The organism is Microbispora sp. H13382 (genome assembly GCF_014161445.1).
Lineage (GTDB): Bacteria > Actinomycetota > Actinomycetes > Streptosporangiales > Streptosporangiaceae > Microbispora.
The window spans coordinates 43203-59864 of sequence record NZ_JABBXA010000012.1 but is presented as its reverse complement, the minus strand read 5'-3'; the positions used below and the strand labels follow the sequence as shown (position 1 = coordinate 59864).

The 16662-nt window shown below is 72.9% G+C and carries 12 protein-coding genes; 6 read left to right on the top strand and 6 right to left on the bottom strand.

The genetic code is table 11. The annotated features are described in order from the left end of the window. The first annotated feature begins 49 nt into the window (after positions 1–49). From HHX41_RS23380 to HHX41_RS23365, 4 genes are all read left to right on the top strand, one after another. Positions 50–544, top strand: coding sequence for a signal peptidase II (locus tag HHX41_RS23380; RefSeq protein ID WP_169987151.1), 495 nt, complete (start codon positions 50–52; stop codon positions 542–544). Positions 545–803: 259 nt separating this feature from the next. Next, positions 804–1214: a DUF6010 family protein gene (locus HHX41_RS23375; RefSeq protein WP_259401238.1), complete on the top strand. Its 411-nt coding sequence runs from the start codon at positions 804–806 to the stop codon at positions 1212–1214. Positions 1215–1407: 193 nt separating this feature from the next. Then, positions 1408–4659, top strand: coding sequence for an ATP-dependent DNA helicase (locus tag HHX41_RS23370; RefSeq protein WP_310742137.1), 3252 nt, complete (start codon positions 1408–1410; stop codon positions 4657–4659). After that, positions 4653–7922 carry an ATP-dependent DNA helicase gene (locus HHX41_RS23365; RefSeq protein WP_182907729.1) on the top strand — a complete coding sequence of 1090 codons (3270 nt, stop codon included), beginning with the start codon at positions 4653–4655 and terminating at the stop codon, positions 7920–7922. The genes HHX41_RS23370 and HHX41_RS23365 overlap by 7 nt, the downstream gene beginning before the upstream one ends. Here the strand turns inward: HHX41_RS23365 and HHX41_RS23360 are convergent. Next, entirely contained in the window at positions 7897–8634 is a 738-nt protein-coding gene (locus HHX41_RS23360) for a Uma2 family endonuclease (protein ID WP_182907728.1), read from the bottom strand. The two genes, HHX41_RS23365 and HHX41_RS23360, sit on opposite strands and share 26 nt — an antisense overlap. Before the next feature lie 435 nt (positions 8635–9069). On the opposite strand from HHX41_RS23360, the gene HHX41_RS23355 reads away from it, so the two are divergent. Further along, entirely contained in the window at positions 9070–9801 is a 732-nt protein-coding gene (locus tag HHX41_RS23355; RefSeq protein ID WP_182907727.1) for a hypothetical protein, read from the top strand. A 4-nt stretch (positions 9802–9805) separates the two neighbouring features. Here the strand turns inward: HHX41_RS23355 and HHX41_RS23350 are convergent, their stop codons facing one another. The 4 genes from HHX41_RS23350 to HHX41_RS23335 are packed head-to-tail and all read right to left on the bottom strand — an operon-like array spanning position 9806 to position 15368. Continuing rightward, entirely contained in the window at positions 9806–10960 is a 1155-nt protein-coding gene (locus HHX41_RS23350) for a type III PLP-dependent enzyme (RefSeq protein ID WP_259401237.1), read from the bottom strand. After that, complete coding sequence (locus HHX41_RS23345; protein ID WP_182907726.1) at positions 10957–12597, bottom strand: IucA/IucC family siderophore biosynthesis protein; 1641 nt, start codon at positions 12595–12597, stop codon at positions 10957–10959. The genes HHX41_RS23350 and HHX41_RS23345 overlap by 4 nt, the downstream gene beginning before the upstream one ends. 3 nt (positions 12598–12600) lie before the next feature. Further along, positions 12601–14220, bottom strand: a complete 1620-nt coding sequence (locus HHX41_RS23340; protein WP_259401236.1) for an IucA/IucC family protein — start codon at positions 14218–14220, stop codon at positions 12601–12603. Next, on the bottom strand, positions 14205–15368 hold the full coding sequence (locus HHX41_RS23335; protein WP_182907725.1) for an acetyl-CoA carboxylase biotin carboxylase subunit family protein: 1164 nt from the start codon (positions 15366–15368) through the stop codon (positions 14205–14207). The genes HHX41_RS23340 and HHX41_RS23335 overlap by 16 nt, the downstream gene beginning before the upstream one ends. Positions 15369–15496: 128 nt before the next feature. Between HHX41_RS23335 and nudC the strand changes: the two genes are divergently transcribed. Further along, the gene (gene nudC, locus HHX41_RS23330) at positions 15497–16396 is read left to right on the top strand and encodes an NAD(+) diphosphatase (protein WP_396706225.1); all 900 of its coding nucleotides are present in this window, start codon (positions 15497–15499) and stop codon (positions 16394–16396) included. A 21-nt stretch (positions 16397–16417) separates the two neighbouring features. On the opposite strand, the gene HHX41_RS23325 is transcribed toward nudC, so the two are convergent. Then, positions 16418–16657: a mycoredoxin gene (locus tag HHX41_RS23325; RefSeq protein WP_169987133.1), complete on the bottom strand. Its 240-nt coding sequence runs from the start codon at positions 16655–16657 to the stop codon at positions 16418–16420. Positions 16658–16662 lie beyond the last annotated feature (5 nt).

The window sequence follows — 16662 nt, the reverse complement described above, 5'->3', positions numbered from 1 at the left end:
CGAGGTAGGGGTGTCGGACGGACGAGGTTCGCAGGGGACGAGACCAGGTATGCGGCCATATGGGCGGATGCTCGTGCTGGCCGCGGTGGTTCTTCTCGTGGACCAGGCCTCCAAGCTCTGGGCGATCTCCGCGCTTTCCAGCGGTGAGAGCATCACGGTGATCCCGCAGCTGATCCGGTTGCGGCTGTTGCTGAACGCCGGCGCCGCCTTCTCGATCGGCGAGGGCGCGACGTGGGTGTTCACCCTGACGGCGGCCGCCGCGGTCGCCGGCATCCTGCACGTCGGGCGGCGGCTGCGGTCGCCGGCCTGGACCATCGTGCTGGGTGCGTTGCTCGGGGGCGCCACCTCCCATCTGCTCGACCGCCTCTTCCGCCCGCCCGCCTTCGCCCAGGGCCATGTCGTGGACTTCATCGACTACGGCGGCCTGTTCGTCGGCAATGTCGCCGACATCGCGCTCGTGGGCGGCTGCGCCCTCCTCCTGCTGCTGAGCCTGCGCGATGTCCCCCTCGGGGGCGTGCCTGACAAGGCACATCCCTCCGCGTAGGCGGACCGCTCCGGCGGTTCTCCTCCTGGCCGGTAAGCCTGCTACGCCCCGGGCCCGTCTCCACGTGGCCCGGGGCGCGGCATTTCGCCGCGGCGCCTGGCGGGATCCCGTCGGCATGTGTCGTCAATTCCCCTGGGAAGGGGCGCCGGCCGGCTGGTTGGCTTTCTGACGCGGGTTCGCCGTCACCGTTCGCAGTGCCGGCCGTCTGCTCGCGCCATCGAGAGCCATTCCAGAAAGCCGCACGATCATGAGTCTTGTCATGCCGATCCTGATCGGCCTCGCCTACGCCGTGCTGATGTCACTGATCCCCGAACCGCACCGACGTCGCTTCAACGCCATCATGGTGGCCGGAGCGGGGGCCGCCTACCTCGGCGGCGGGGGCCTCGGCGGCTGGGAGTTCCCCTTCACCGCCCTCGTCGCGTACTGCGCCTACCGCGGCCTGGAGTCGTGGACGTTCATCGGGATCGCCTGGCTGCTGCACACCGGGTGGGACATCCTCCACCACCTCAAGGGCAGCCCGATCATTCCCTTCGCCCACGACTCGTCCTTCGGCTGCGCCATCTGCGATCCCGTCATCGCCCTGTGGTGCTCGCGGGGCGGTCCCTCGCTCATCGGTCTCGTCCGGACCCGAGTCACCCGGCGGCACACGGCGAATTCGATTTCCTCCTAGAGCGTGTGCTTCCTTCCACCGATTCTCGTGGTGCCTTGTCTCGCTTCGGCTACGGTCGTCGTCTGGCTGTGTAAACGGTTGTACTGGGCGTTCGGGCACGATCTGCCCCAGTGATCTGGTGGAATGCTGTGTTGTGAGTGGTCAGAACTACCGTCTGGTACGGCGTGGCGGGGTGGGGCGCCCTTCGGCTCCCGTGCTTGACGAACATCAGCGGGCCGTCGTCGGGCACGAGAGCGGGCCCCTGCTCGTGCTCGCCGGGCCGGGGACCGGCAAGACCACCACGATCGTGGAGACCGTCGTCGACCGGGTCGAGCGCCGGGGCGTGGACCCCGAGCGCGTGCTCGTCCTCACGTTCAGCCGAAAGGCGGCCGGCGAGCTGCGCGAGCGGATCACCGCCCGGATGCGCAGGACCACCAGGACCCCGCTGGCCCTCACCTTCCACAGCTACGCGTACGCGCTGCTGCGCCGGGAGGCGGTGCTGGCCGGTGAGCCGCCGCCGCGCCTGCTCACCGGTCCCGAGCAGCTGCTGGAGATCCGGCGGCTGCTGCACGGCGAGCTGGAGGACGGCGCGCGGCACTGGCCGCCGGACATGCGGGAGCTGCTCAAGACCCGCGGGTTCGCCGAGGAGCTGCGCGACTTCCTGTCGCGGGCGGCCGAGCGCGGCCTGTACGGCGACGCGCTGGTGCGGCTGGGCCGCGAGCACGGCAGGCCCGACTGGGAGGCCGCCGGGCTGTTCTCCCACCGCTACCAGGACAGGTTCGACCTCGATCCGGTGCCCGCCCTCGACTACTCGGAGCTGATCCGCGAAGCGGCCGGCCTGCTGACCGACGGCGAGGTCCGGCGGCGCGAGCGGGACGCCTACGACCTGGTGCTGGTCGACGAGTACCAGGACACCGACCCGGCGCAGGAGTTCCTGCTCGGGCAGCTCGCGGGGGACGGCCGCGACCTGATCGCCGTGGGCGACCCCGACCAGTCCATCTACGGCTTCCGCGGCGCCGACGTGCAGGGCATCATGCGGTTCCCCGACCGGTTCAGGACGCCGCACGGCGATCCGGCCCCGGTGGTCGCGCTGCGCGTGTGCCGCCGCAGCGGCCCGGCCCTGCTGGAGGCCTCCCGCCGCGTCGCCCAGCGCCTCCCGGCCGTACCGGGTCATGAGAACAGGGCGGGCGGCCACCGCGACCTGATTCCGGTCGAGGACGCCGACCCCGGCGAGGTGAAGGTCCTGGTGGCCGGCAGCGCCACCCAGGAGGCCGCGGTGGTCGCGGACACGCTGCGGCGGGCGCACCTGATCGACGGGGTGCCGTGGTCGCGCATGGCGGTGCTGGTGCGCAGCGCCGTCCGGCAGGTGCCGCTGCTGCGGCGGGCGCTGGTCTCCGCCGGGGTGCCCGTGGTGGTCGCGGGCGACGAGCTTCCGCTGGTGCAGGAGCCCGGCGTCCGGCCGCTGATCACGCTGCTGCGGATCGCCGCGTCGCTCGCGGCCCGCGACAAGAAGCCCGTCCCGCCCGCCGCGCTCGAAGCGCTCGACGTGGCGACCGCCGAAGAGTTGCTGACCGGCCCGCTCGGCGGCACCGACATGATCGGCGTACGCCGGCTGCGCCGCGCCCTGCGGATCGCCGAGCACGACTCGCTCTCGAAGGATTCCGAGCATTCCGAGCATTCCGGGCAGTCCGAGAACACCGAGCGGCTTTCCGAGCAACCGGCGTCCGGCGTCGCCGGTCCGGAGGCCGCCGCCCGGACGGCGCGGCCCTCGGACGAGCTGCTGGTCGCCGCACTGCTGGACGTCCGGGAACGCGTCGACCTGGAGCAGCATGTGGCGGCCCCGGCCGAACGCCTCGCGCGGCTCATCGCGATCGCCCGCGAGGCCGTACGGCACGGCCGGGGCGCGGAGGAGACGCTGTGGGAGATCTGGCAGGCCAGCGGACTCGCGGAGCGCTGGACGGAGGCCAGCCTCGCGGGCGGGGCGCGAGGAGCGCAGGCCGACCGCGACCTCGACGCCGTCGTCGCCCTGTTCGACCACGTGGCCCGCTTCGCCGACCGGCTGCCCAAGGCCGGGGTCGAGGTCTTCCTCGACGACCTGACCTCCCAGGAGATCGCCGGCGACACGCTCGCCGAGTCCGCCCCCGAGGGCGAGGCCGTACGGATCCTGACCGCGCACCGGTCGAAGGGCCTGGAGTGGGACGTGGTGGTGGTCGCGGGCGTGCAGGAGGGCCTGTGGCCCGACCTGCGCCTGCGCGGCTCGCTCCTCGGCACCGAGGCCCTCGTCGAACTCGTCGCGGGCACCGAGGCGGCCACCGAGAAGGTGACGGCCGCGACCATCACCTCCAAGCTGCTCGCCGAGGAGCGGCGGCTGTTCTACGTCGCGGCGACCCGCGCCCGCAGGAGGCTCGTCGTCACCGCCGTCGGCGGCGAGGACACCGACGAACGGCCCTCCCGGTTCCTTACCGAGCTGCTGCCGCAGGGTGTCGCCCCGGCCACCACCGACGACCGGGCCCGGTGGCTGAGCATGTCCGCGCTCGTGGCGGACCTGCGTTCCGTCGTGTGCGACCCACAGAGGTCCGAGTCGCTGCGCCGGGCCGCCGCCGCGCACCTCGCCCGGCTCGCCGCGGCAGGGGTGCCCGGCGCGAACCCCGGCGAGTGGTACGCGCTGACCCCGATCAGCGACGACCGGCCGCTGGGCTGGCCGGACGACATGGTGCAGATCTCGCCCTCGGCGGTGGAGAGCTTCACCAGGTGCGGGCTGCGGTGGGTGTTGGAGACGGCGGTGGGTGCGCGCGACACCAGCGTCGTCCAGAGCCTCGGGACCGTGGTCCACGCGATCGCCGTGCTGGCGACGCAGGACGGCAGCGACCTGTTCGGGCGGCTGGACGATGTCTGGGACCAACTGGACTTCGGCGGCGTGTGGTTCAACCGCAAGCAGCGCCTCGTCGCCGAGCAGATGGTCGAACGGTTCGTGCAGTGGCACAAGAACAACGACCGCGATCTCGTCAGGACCGAGGAGGCGTTCACCGTCGAGATGCCGGAGATCGGCGTACGCATCAAGGGCCGGGTCGATCGGGTCGAGCGCGACGAGAACGGCCGGGCGGTCATCGTGGACATCAAGACCGGCACCTCCAAACCGAAGGACGGCGAGATCGGCCGGCACCCGCAGCTCGGGGTGTACCAGCTGGCCACGACGCTGAAGGCGTTCGAGAAGCTCGGCCTGACCGAGCCGGGCGGCGCCTCGCTCCTGCACGTGGGCAAGGCGGCGGGGACCAAGGAGGCCAAGGAGCAGGTGCAGGGGGCGCTCGCGGACGACCCGGAGCCCGGGTGGGCCGAAGAACTGGTGAAAACCGTGGCGACGGGCATGTCGGCGAAGGTGTTCCAGGCCACGGTCAACGACGGCTGCCGCACGTGCGCGGCCAGAATCGCCTGCCCGGTGAACGACAAGGGGGGCCAGGTGTGCTGACGCCGGGGCAGCTCGCCGAACGGCTGGACATCCGCACTCCCACCCCCGAGCAGGCGGTGGTCATCGAGGCGCCCACGGAGCCGATGGTGGTCGTGGCGGGCGCGGGGTCCGGCAAGAGCGAGACGATGGCCGGACGGGTGGTCTGGCTCGTGGCCAACGGCGTGGCCAGGCCCGAGCAGATCCTCGGCCTCACCTTCACCCGCAAGGCGGCCGCCGAGCTGGCCGAGCGGGTACGTCAGCGGCTGGCCGGGCTGGCGGAGGCCGGTGTCGTCGAGGACCCGCAGGTGCTCGACTCCGAGCCGACGATCTCGACCTACCATGCGTACGCGGCCCGGCTGGTGACCGACCACGCGCTGCGGGAGGGGCTGGAGCCCACCATGCGGCTCGTCACCCCCGCCGTCGCCTGGCAGATGGCGGCGCGGGTGGTCGGGCGGTACGACGGGCCGATGGACCGGGTCGACTACGCCCCCACCACCGTCACGGCCGCGGTGCTGGAGCTGGCCGGGGAGATGGCCGAGCACCTGTGCGGCCCCGAGAACGTGCGTGAGGTCGGCGACTGGCTGCGCGAGCGCCTGGCCTCGCTCACCGGGCGGATCGTGAAGGACCAGCGCAAGCCGGTGGAGACCCAGGCCGTACGCGAGCAGTTGCTGCCGATGGTCGAGGCGTACGAGCGGCTGAAGCGGAGCCGTGAGGTCATCGACTACGGCGACCAGATGGCGCTGGCCGCGCGGATCGCCTCCCGGCATCCGGAGGTCGGGATGTCGGAGCGGTCCCGGTTCGCGGTCGTCCTGCTGGACGAGTACCAGGACACCAGCCACGCCCAGCTCGTGCTGCTGCGCTCTCTGTACGGCGGGGGCCACCCGGTGACCGCGGTCGGCGACCCCTGCCAGTCGATCTACGGCTGGCGCGGCGCGTCGGCCGGCAATCTGTCCCGGTTTCCCCGCGACTTCCCCACGGCCTCCGGGGAGCCCGCGCCGGTGCGGCAGCTGTCGGTCAGTTTCCGCAACGGCCAGCGCGTGCTCGACGTGGCGGCCCGGATCCAGACGCCCCTGCGCCGGGAGGCCCGGCAGGTCCCGGTGCTGGTGCCGGGCGGCAACCGAGCGGGCCGCGGGCGGGTGCGGTGCGCGTTCCACCGTACGGCCGAGGACGAGGCGGCGTGGATCGCCGGACAGATCGGGGACCTGCTCGGGAGCGGGCACGCCCCCGACGGCCTGCCCTGGAGCGAGGGTGAGCGGAGCAGGCGTGGCCCTGTCCTGCAGCCGCAGGACGTCGCGATCCTGGCGCGCAAGCGGTCCCAGTTCCCCGCGCTGCGCCGGGAGCTGGAGAAGAGGAACATCCCGGTCGAGGTCGTCGGGCTCGGCGGCCTGCTGATCGTGCCCGAGGTCGCCGACATCGTGGCGACGCTGCGGGTCCTCTACGACCCCACCGCCGGTGACGCGCTGGTCCGGCTGCTCGCCGGGCCGCGCTGGCGGATCGGGCCGGCCGACCTGAAGTTGCTCGGCGACAGGGCCCGCGAACTGAACAGGGAGCTTCGCGGCGGCCGAGGCGAGCCGCGGCCGCAGGACCCGCTCGACCAGGTCGTCGCCGACCTCGCCGAGGAGCGTGGGAGCCTGATCGACGCGCTGGACGAGTTGCCGGACCGGCCGGACTGGCTGGCGGACTTCTCCCCGGCCGCAGGGGAGCGGCTGCCCGTGCTCGCCCGCGAGCTGCGCCTGCTGCGCTCCCGCACCGGGCAGCCGCTGCCCGACCTCGTCAGCGAGATCGAACGCAGGCTCGGGCTCGATGTCGAGGTGGCCGCTCGCGGCGGAAGTCCGCTGGCCGCCCGGGCCGATCTGGATGCCTTCCTCGACGCCACGGCCCGGTTCGCCGGCGACTCCGAGGACCCGACGCTCGGCGCGTTCCTGGCCTACCTCAAGGCGGCGGAGAGCGAAGAGTTCGGGCTGGACGCGGGGCGCGTCGGCGACAGCAACACGGTCAAGCTGATGACGGTGCACGCGTCGAAGGGCCTGGAGTGGCCGGTCGTGATCGTGCCGGGGCTGTCGGAGCTCACGACGAAGGACGGAGCGCCGACGAAGGGCACGCTGTTCCCCGCGGCGCCGGTGACGAACTCACGCTGGACGGAGAACCCCCGCAAGCTGCCGTACCCACTGCGCGGCGACGCGGCGGACCTGCCGGCCCTTGCCGGGCTGGAGAAGGAGGCGCTGGCCGAGTTCGACGAGCGCTGCCGCGACCGAGACCTGATGGAGGAGCGGCGCCTGGCGTACGTCGCCGTGACCCGGGCGCACTACCTACTGATCGCCAGCGGCTACCGCTGGGGCACCTCGTCCAGGCCGCTCGCGCCGTCCCGCTTCCTGGAGGAGATCCGGGACGCCGGGGCCGAGGTCGCGGGCTGGGCCGGCGAGGCGGAGGACACGGAAGACGCCGTGAATCCGCTGCTCGCCGAGCCCGCCTCGGCCGACTGGCCGTCGATCGAGGTGCCTGCCGCCGTCGAGGACGGCGCCCGCCTCGTCGAGGAGGCGATGACCGGCGTCGCCTCCGCGGCGGCCGACGACCAGGTCCTGCTCAAAATTCGGGACTGGGAGCGGATGCGGGCCTGGGCGCGCGACACCGACCTGCTGCTGCGTGAGCGGGAGACGAACCGCCGGCGGGCCGGGGCGGTCGTGGAGCTGCCGTCGCGGCTGTCGGTGTCGTCGCTGGTCACGCTGGCCCAGGACCCGGCGGCGTTCGCCCGGCAGGTGCGGCGGCCGGTGCCGCGCAAGCCCGCGCCGCTGGCCCGCAGGGGCACCACCTTCCACCGCTGGCTGGAGTCGCGCTGGGGCCAGCAGCGCCTGATCGACGACCTGGAGCTGCCCGGCGCCGCCGACGACGAGCTGTCGGAGACCGAGGTCCAGCTCGCCGAGCTGCAGGAGCGGTTCGAGGAGAGCGAGTGGGCCGCGCGTGAGCCGGTCGACCTGGAGGTCCCGTTCGAGACCATGATCGGCGACCGCCTGCTGCGCGGCCGGATGGACGCGGTCTTCCGCGAGGGCGACGGCTACGTGGTGATCGACTGGAAGACCGGCGAACGGCCGCAGGGCAGGGCCGCCGAGACCGCGTCGGTGCAGCTCGCGGCCTACCGGGTGGCCTGGGCCGCGCTGGCCGGGGTGCCGCTGGAGAAGGTCGGGGCGGCCTTCCACTACGTCCGCTCGAACGAGACCGTCCGCCCCGTGGACCTCCTCGACGCGGACGGCCTCACCACGCTCATTCAGCGGGTTCCTGAGGGCTGACCACCTGATCGAAGAGCGCGCTCGTCTCGATCTTGATCCCGAAGGGCCAGGGCAGCTCCAGGGCCTCGCCCTCCTCCGCCGTGACGATCTGCCGGTACGCCTGCCGGTGGTAGTCGAGGGGCTTCAGGTCGGAGAGGGGATCGCTCATCAGCGTCACCCTTCGCGGAGATGTCACGGGGTCCACGATCAGGTAGAGCGGCACGCCCGCCCGCGCGTAGTCGAGCGGCTTCTCCTGCCAGTCGACCTTTTGGGTGCCGGGAGAGCACACCTCCACGAGCAGCAGGACGCTGCGCCCGTGCACCCGCATCCGATCGAGCCGCTCGGCCTTCCGAGGTAGGACGAGCAGGTCGGGTAGCCGATGGTCGAGCATCGGCGGGATGTGGACCGCCCAGTTGCAGAAGAAGCGCCAGCCCTTCGCCATCCCCAAGGGCAGCAGGAGCTTTGAGACCCGGTCGATGATCTCGTTGGTCTCCTCACTCATCCACGGGCTCACGACGACCTGCCCGAGACGAATCTCCGCCCGGTAACCGGCGTCGTTGAGTTGCATGCACAGGTGCAGCACCTCGTCAGCGAGCTCTTGGGGCTCCTCGGGCTTCCCGGCCTCTGGGGGCTCGTACTCGTCCGAGACGAGATCGTCCGGGACGGGATCGTCCTGCTTCTGTGGGACCGGGCGGTCGTGCCTGTCGCGCTTGGTCGGCTTGGTGAGGGCCATGTCGCCATCCTCTCCTGCTCCTCCATTGATGGTACGGATCGTTTCCGGATCGCCACGGAAAGTAACAGCGGATTGATGGGAGGGAAATTCCTCGGTAGGGGTGACGAGGTGAAGGAAAGCCCTACCGGGAAGGGGAAAACCGGCTCTGTGAATCGGTCATAGGCGACGCACCTGCAGCAAATGTCTCGCGACGGGATCGGACTTTTTCGCGAGAGTGATTACCTCTTTCACTGACGCAGGCTGTTCATGATCGGCTATGAATGGCCTATGCCGGGTTTGCGGATGGCGATGGCGGCGGCCTGTGTCGCGGTGGTGACCGGATGTTCGGCGGCGGTGGATCCTCCGGACCTCACCCTCCCTCTGGACGCCTACAGTCTCGGTGCGAAGGATCGTGCCCAGGTGATACGAGCCCGGTTCATGCTGATGGAGGAATGCATGCGGCATGTCGGAATCGACTTCCGATTGCCCGCCGTCGAACCGGTGACCGACCTGCGCAACGTCGATCTTCTCCGGTGGCTCGATCCCCGCCACTCCGCCGAATCGGGATATCTGGGGGAGAGGCGAAATCCGGATGAGATGACCGGCATTCCGTCGTACTCCGTGACGGACGAGGAGTTCTACGTGCTGGAAGGGAAGGTCCGGCGGTTCCACGGACGGACGGTGCCGCCCGGGGGGTGCATGGCCAAGGCGGACGCCCTGCTGAACCGGGGAGCGCGGGGCGTGGGCCCGGCCGACGCCGGCAAGAGGTTCGACGACGACGAGGTCCCGCGCTATGTCGACAGCGCGACCGACCTCGCCCTCGAGGACCCCCGGATCGCGGCGGCCGAGCGCGAGTGGAGCGACTGCATGAGGTCGGAGGGCTTCGACTACCGGAGCACCGACCAGGCCCTCGGAGACCCCCGCTGGGCTTCGACCGTCAACGACGACTCGATCGGCCACACCCCCAAGCCGCGCGGCACGCGGGCCGAGATCGACACGGCGGTCGCGGACGCGCGATGCCGGGCCGAGACGGGCTACTCCGACGTGCGCCGCACGGTCTTCGTCGAGGCCGAGAGGCGGGTCATCGACCGGAACCGCGCACGGCTCGGCGTCGTCGAGGCGCTCAACCAGGCCCGCCTCGCCAACTCCGCCAAGGTCCTCGACGGCACGCTCACGCTGTCCTGGTAGCCCTTCACCCCAGGTAGTGGAACGCCGGCTTCGGGTGCATGAGGAAGTCGTGGTGCGAGATGTTCCACGCGTACGCCCCGGCCATGGCGAAGGCGACGACGTCGCCGACGGCGAGTGAGGCGGTGACGCGGTGGGCGAAGACGTCCTTGGGGGTGCACAGTCGTCCCGCCAGGGTCACCGGCCCGTCCTCGCCCTCCCCACCCCCCGGGAGCACGGCGAACGGCTGGTCGTGTCCCTTCGTCACGGGGGTCCGCAGGTGGTGTGTGCCGCCGGACAGGACGGCGAAGCGCTCCCCGTGGACGCGTTTCACGTCGAGCACGGTGGTGAGGTACCACCCGCAATAGGCCGTCAGGGCGCGTCCCGGCTCCACGCGCAGCGTCTCGCCCGGCAGTGCCAGCCCCCGCAGGCCCGCGCCGTACGCCGCCCAGTCGAACCGATCGCGGGGCCGGGTGTAGGAGACGGCCATGCCGCCGCCCAGGTTGAACTCGCGCAGGCCGAGGCTCCTGCCGTACGTCAGGACGGCCTCGGCGAGCGCGAGCAGGCCGGGCGCGGCCAGGCCGCTCGCGAGGTGGGCGTGGAGGCCGCGCAGCCGCACCGGCGAGGACCCGAGCAGGGCCAGGCATTCGGCGATCCCGCCGGGGTCCATGCCGAACGGCGTGGCGCCGCCGCCCATGGTGAGGGCCGCGCCGGTGACGTCTACGTCGAGGTTGACCCGCAGCAGCACGTCCGCCGGTTCCCGCATCCGCCGCAGCTCGGCCGGGCTCTCGACGTGCCAGCGGTACGCCGAGGGGGCGAGGGCCAGCTCCGCGCCGGTCTTCCCCGGCCCGCCGAAGCTCAACGGCATCTCCGGCAGCACCGCCCTGACGTGGGCGAACTCGCCGCCCGAGGAGACCTCGAAGCCGTCCACGTGCGGCGCGAGCGCGCGCAGCACCTCCGGGTCGGGATTGGCCTTGACGGCGTAGCAGATCTCCGTTCCCGCCAGGGCGGCCCGTACGCCGGCGGCGTGGCGGGCGAGCCCGGCCAGGTCGTAGACGTAGGCCGGGATGTCGTCCAGCGACTCGGCGACCTTCCGCACGCCCGCCGGAACCACGCCCGCCGGAACCACGCCCACCGGAACCACGTCCACCTGAGCCATGCCCACCGGCATCTCGATGCTCATCGGCGCTCTCCTTCCGCCACGCACTCCACGCCGAGCGGGTTCGGGACGGGCACGTATCCGGCGGTCCGGTCGGCCGCCCTCGCCCAGCGCACGCCCAGGTTGGCCTTGGCAGGCAGCGGCGCCCCGGCCAGCAGCCGCGTCAGCGGTTCGGCCGGGCCGGCGGCGTGGTCCTCCACGTAGCGGCCCAAAGTCTCCCGGGCGGCCGCCCACAGCGCGCGCAGGACGCCGTCGGCCGTGTCGGCCACCGTGGCGGCCGCCCTGTCGGCCACCGTGGCGGCGACCTCCGCAAGGTGGTTGACGAACAGGCAGTAGGCGACCCGGTTCCAGCCGCGCGCGGCGTCGTACGACAGGGGGCCCGCCACCGCGCCCGGCAGGCCGGTCAGGTCGTGCCGGCCGGCGATCAGCTTGGTGCCCTCCAGGTCGCGGAAGACCGCCTCGACGGGCCACCCGCCGGCGTCGAAGCCGACCAGCACGTTCTGCACGTGCGCTTCGAGCGCTACACCGTGGCGGAAGAAGGCGTCGAGCACCGGATACGCCACGCGCTCGACGTAGGCCTCCCACCACGCGACCGGGTCGGCCGCGCGGCGGGCCAGGACGGCCTCGGGGACGCCGTCCGCGCCGGCGGCCAGGGCGCCGGCGAGGACCGGCGTGGTCCCCGGCCCGCACACCGCCCACGGACCGGTACGGACGATCACCCCGAGCCCTTCGAGCAGCCGGGTGCCGAGGGCGGCCGACCGGTAGCCGGGCTCGGGCAGCCACCGCGTGCCGGGGAAGCGCCGGGCCAGCCGGTCGAAGACGGGGCCGAGCCGCCGGGTCAGCTCGACCGCGCCGGACAGCTCGTACCACGCGTTCTTCCGCACGCAGTTGGTGATCCGCACGTCCAGGCTGAACTTCAGGCACATGCCGCTGCCGGGGTCGTAGACCGTCCTGACCGACGACGTGGGCACGACCGCGCGGGGACCGGGCCCGAGGTCGACCAGCCGCCCGTCCGCGAGCGGCCCGCGCAGGTCGGCGGCGAGCAGGTCGAGCTGCCAGGGGTGGGCGGGCAGCGCGACGTATCCCTCCGGCGCGCCGCCGAACGCGTCGAGAGCCGTCGTGTCGCCCTCCTGGGCCACCAGGTCGGCGCGCACGCCGAGCAGCCGTGGGGCGAACCGCGCGTGCGTCTCCGGCGCGTAGTCCAGCCAGCCGTCGCCCTCGCGGGCCTTGGGCGCCGGGTGGAACGGGTGCCCGGCCACCAGCGCCTGCTCTGAGGCGAGCCACGGGTCGGCGGGCGGGACGGCCCGCGCGCGGGCGGCGAGGATCGCCGCGACCGCCTCGCGTCCCGCGCGGACCTGGGCGGCGAACTCCTCGTTGCCGCCGTCCAGCTCCGCTTCCACCAGCGCGACGAGCGAGGGCAGGTCCAGGGGCCGCCACCGCCCCTCCGCCAGCTGCTCGGGCGGGCCGTCGAAGCGCAGCGCGATGCCGCCGCGGACGCGTACGCGCACGGGTGTGCCCGCCACGCGGAGCGTCAGGTGGGGCCCGGTGGCGCGCACGTCGCCGCGCGGGCCGCCGACCTCGCGCAGCCAGCAGCGCAGCAGTGCCCCGAGCGCCGCCTCCTCGGCCGGGGCGGCGTGCGGGTCCAGCAGGAGGCGGTCCATGGCTCAGGCACCCCTCAGATAGTTGGGGCCGGTCGTGCCGTAGAACTTGTTGACGTCCCGGGCCCCGGTGCGGTCCTTGGCCACGAGCGTCCCGGCGACGACCATCGACTTGCCGGTGAGGCGGGCGGCCTCCAGCGTGCGGGCCCGCAGCAGCCGGGCCATCGGGTCGTCCCCGTACGGCTCGAGCGCGGCCCTCAGGGCCCGTGCGACCAGCGTGGCGCCGGAGCCGGGCAGCGCGCCGTGGGCCACGGCCATGGCGGCCAGATGCAGGGTGATCGTCACGAAGACGTCGGCGAGGGCGTACGGGTCGTCGGCCAGCATGCGCTCGTCGCCGAAGCCGGGCGCCTCGATCCCGGCCGCGTGCAGCCGCCGCGGCGAGGCCAGCAGCCCGTCGTCGTCCTTGACCAGCAGCCGCATGGGCCCGTCGCCGAACAGCAGCGCCAGGTTCTGCTGGTGGGCCTCCAGCGCGACGCCGTACCGGACGAAGAGCGTGACGTTCCACTCCAGCAGCACCGCGAGGTAGTCGCGCAGCAACGCCTCCGCGTCGCCGCCGTGATGGCGCTCGGCCACCTCGTGCAGGACGAGCCGGTCACCCGAGGCGGGCAGCGGCGCGAGCAGGGCCGCGACCGGGACGATCTCCCCTTCGGGCAACCGGCGGACGAGCCAGCCCAGGTATTCGTGCTCCGCGTGCCCGTAGGTCTGCTCGTCGGCGAGCGCGACGCGCAGGCCGGGCTCGCGCGCCAGGATCCGGCGCAGCAGCGACTCGGCCAGCGCGCCGTCTCTCAACGTGCCCGGCTTGATCGACCGGCGGTTGCGCAGGCCCAGCGTGCTGGCCGCCAGCGGCACCTTGAGGTGGACGCGTTCGCCGGCCTCGACCGTACGGGTGGACAGGGTCGGCCGCACGGTCAGGTACGGCTCCCGCCCGGGAAGCAGGCCGGGCAGCCCGGCCACCAGCGGCTCCGTCAGCGGGTGGACGGGGAAGAGCACGTGCGTCCGGGCCAGATCGGCCGGCAGCCCGACGTCCCCGGGCACGGGCCACCAGCCGGGCAGGTCCGGCCGGGAGAGCGTCACCCGCTCGCGCGGCGCCGCCGTCCACCGCATACGGAACTCGGGGGCGAACTCCGGGGCGTGGGCCGCCAGGCCGGCCGGGGAGACCCCCAGGCGGCAGCGGGCCGTCGGATAGAGCGGGTGATCCACCGCGGCGGCCAGCGACTCGTACCGGATGAGGCCGTGACGCCCGCGCAGCCGCCGGGCCACCTCGCCGCGCATGCGGTGGTGGGCCTCCAGGGCCGCGAGGGCCTCGTCGCACTCCCGCTCGAAGGCGGCGACCCCCTCGGTGTCGGCGGGGTGGGCGACGGCCTCCAGCGTCTCCAGCACCTCCGCCAGGCGCAGGCGCTCGTGCGGCGCGGTCGCGAAGTCCTGGAACGGGTCGCCCGCCGCGAGCCCGACCCGCCGTCCGGAGGCGAGGACGATCGCGACCCCGTCCCTGTCGTGGGTGACCCTGGCGGAGATCCCGGCGTAGTCCTCTCGCAGCAGCGCGTTCAGCACCCGCGCGGCCAGGTAGCGCTCCCGGTCCGTGGCCTCCCGGTGATCGCGAGCCGGGCGGATCATGTGAGCACCCAAGGATGCTCCTTCTTGAAGGCGTCGATGGCGGCGTCGACGCTCGCGCGGTCCGGGCCGGCGGCGCGGAGCAGGCCGAGGTAGTCGCGGTTGGTCCCCGTCACCTCGACATGATCGCCGATCTCACGCAGTGCCCGGTGCCACAGACGCACGCCGTCGTCCGTACGAGGCGGGCAGAGGTCCGGCGGCGCGGCGGTCACCGTGCCGGACCGCTCGGCCACGAGGCTGACCACGGCCCCGTACGCGGCGCGAAGGGCGTCGAGGCCGAAGGCGGAGAGCGGCTCGCCCGCGTGGACGCGCAGGATCCACTGGTGCAGAGGTACGCCGAGGAGGTCCGCCAGCAGGAAGTCGCAGTTGTCGCCGATCAGCCGATAGTTGATCTCGATGACGCGGGGGCCGTCCCGGGTTACGGCGTACTCGGTGTGGCACATCCCGAAGCCGACCCCCGCCGCGTCGAGCGCCGCGGTCAGGTGGGGCAGGTGGTCCGGGTCCGGAGGCCGCCAGTCGAGGCGCTCCTCCACGAAGTGCGGCAGCGGGCCGAGCGTGGTGGCGAACCCGCCGACGACCCGCCGGGAGGCGCCGTCGCCCAGCGTCTCCAGCGTGCGGAGCGGCCCTTCGAGGAACTCCTCCGCGACCAGGACATCCTCCGGGCGCCGCCGCCTGATCGCCGCGACGGCGTCGGCCAGCGCCTCCCGCCCGTCCACCAGCACGACGTCCTCGCTGGCCACGCCCAGCGCGGGCTTGACCACGACCGGGTACGGCAGGCCCTCGGGAAGGTCCGCGCCGGGAGGGATCCGTACGGACCTGACCGGTTCGACGGCGGAGAGGGCGCGACGGGTCAGCGCCTTGTTCTTGGCGGTGACACAGGCCCGCCAGTCCTTGCCCGGCAGGCCGAAATACTCGGCGGCGAGCGCGGTGGCGGCCTGGAGGTGGTCGGAGTTGGAGAAGATCACATCGGGCCGGTGATGGGCGGCCACGGCGTCGATGACGGCCCGGGGATCGCGGACGTCCGCCGCCACGACGTCGTGCCCCGGATACCGATCAGGTTGGTCGGTGAGTATCGTCACGTCCCAGCCCAGCGCGGCCGCGGCGGGAAGGAACCCGCCGGTCACGGAATCGGTCGGGTTGAGCGTGGTGAGGTACAGCCGCACCGGCCCTCCGTAGGTAAGGCTAACCTAAGTGAGAGCATCCTAGTCCCGAACGTCGGTCATTCGACGGGTGAACGCCACGGGAGGGGAGATTGCCGGGGCGGCGGCGGTGGAAGGATGACGGCGTGGAAATCGCGGACGGACTGCTCGGGCCCCTGCTCCTGGCGAGGAGCGCCATCGACCGCTCGGCGGCCCTGCGCGGCGACGAGGACTGGCTGCGGCGGGCGTGGGAGGCGGACAAGACGAGAGTCTTCCTCATCCACGACGGCCGCACGGTGGTGCGCCGCTTCAGCGACGGCGCGGCCCTGGTGCTCACCTCGCCGGCCGAGGCGCCGGAGGGCACGCGTTACCTGCTGGGCGTGGACGAGGACGGCGTGGCCTACTTCGCGGTCAACGCCACCCTGCCCGAGGGCGACGTCGCGGGCCTCAGGGAGGCCGCGGTGCTGCTCGACGACCGCGACGCCGGGCTGCTCGTCTACGCGGTGGCCCTCGAGGCGTGGCACGCGAGCCACGAGTACTGCCCGCGGTGCGGCAGCCGTACGGACGTCACCGCGTCGGGCCACATGCGGGTGTGCCCGCGGGACGGCAGCCAGCACTTCCCGCGTGTCGACCCCGCGGTGATCATGCTGGTGCACGACGACGAGGGCCGGATCCTGCTGGCGCGCGGCCCGCAATGGCCGCAAGGCCGGATGTCGGTGCTCGCCGGGTTCGTCGAGCCGGGGGAGTCGCTGGAGCACGCCGTGGTCCGCGAGGTCCTGGAGGAGGTGGGCGTCGCCGTCACCGCGCCGCGTTACCTCGGCAGCCAGCCCTGGCCGTTCCCGCGCAGCCTGATGCTGGGCTTCTTCGCCCGCGCCGTCACCACCGACCTGCGCCCCGACCGGGAGGAGATCGCCGAGGCCCGCTGGCTGTCCCGGGAGGAGCTGGAGATCCAGGTGCGCTCGGGCGAGCTGGTCCTGCCCGGCCAGGTCTCGATCGCCCGGCGGCTGATCGAGACCTGGTACGGCGCGCCGATCCCCGACACCGGCTGGTGATCTAGTGCCCCTCCCGCGGCACTAGCAGGCGCCTGCGAGGTGCCGCTTCACCTCGGCGACCGAGGGGTTGGTCATGGTGTGGCAGTCCGTCACCACGGTGGGAACGACCTGGTTGCCGTTGTTCACACTCGCGACGAACTCGGCGGCGTCCGGATGACGCTCGATGTCGACCTCGCTGAAGGGGATGCCCTCCCGCGTGAGCTGGCCCTTGAGCCGCTTGCAGGGGCCGCACCAGCTCGTGGTGTAAACCGTCAGCGCCATCTGTC

Bases quoted from the DNA above. Each gene is read 5' to 3' on its own strand.
- HHX41_RS23325 (WP_169987133.1), bottom strand. From the start codon at position 16,657: ATGGCGCTGACGGTTTACACCACGAGCTGGTGCGGCCCCTGCAAGCGG.
- HHX41_RS23380 (WP_169987151.1), top strand. From the start codon at position 50: ATGCGGCCATATGGGCGGATGCTCGTGCTGGCCGCGGTGGTTCTTCTC.
- HHX41_RS23360 (WP_182907728.1), bottom strand. From the start codon at position 8,634: ATGGCCCTCACCAAGCCGACCAAGCGCGACAGGCACGACCGCCCGGTC.
- HHX41_RS23345 (WP_182907726.1), bottom strand. From the start codon at position 12,597: ATGGACCGCCTCCTGCTGGACCCGCACGCCGCCCCGGCCGAGGAGGCG.
- HHX41_RS23375 (WP_259401238.1), top strand. From the start codon at position 804: ATGCCGATCCTGATCGGCCTCGCCTACGCCGTGCTGATGTCACTGATC.
- HHX41_RS23355 (WP_182907727.1), top strand. From the start codon at position 9,070: ATGCGGCATGTCGGAATCGACTTCCGATTGCCCGCCGTCGAACCGGTG.
- HHX41_RS23350 (WP_259401237.1), bottom strand. From the start codon at position 10,960: ATGAGCATCGAGATGCCGGTGGGCATGGCTCAGGTGGACGTGGTTCCG.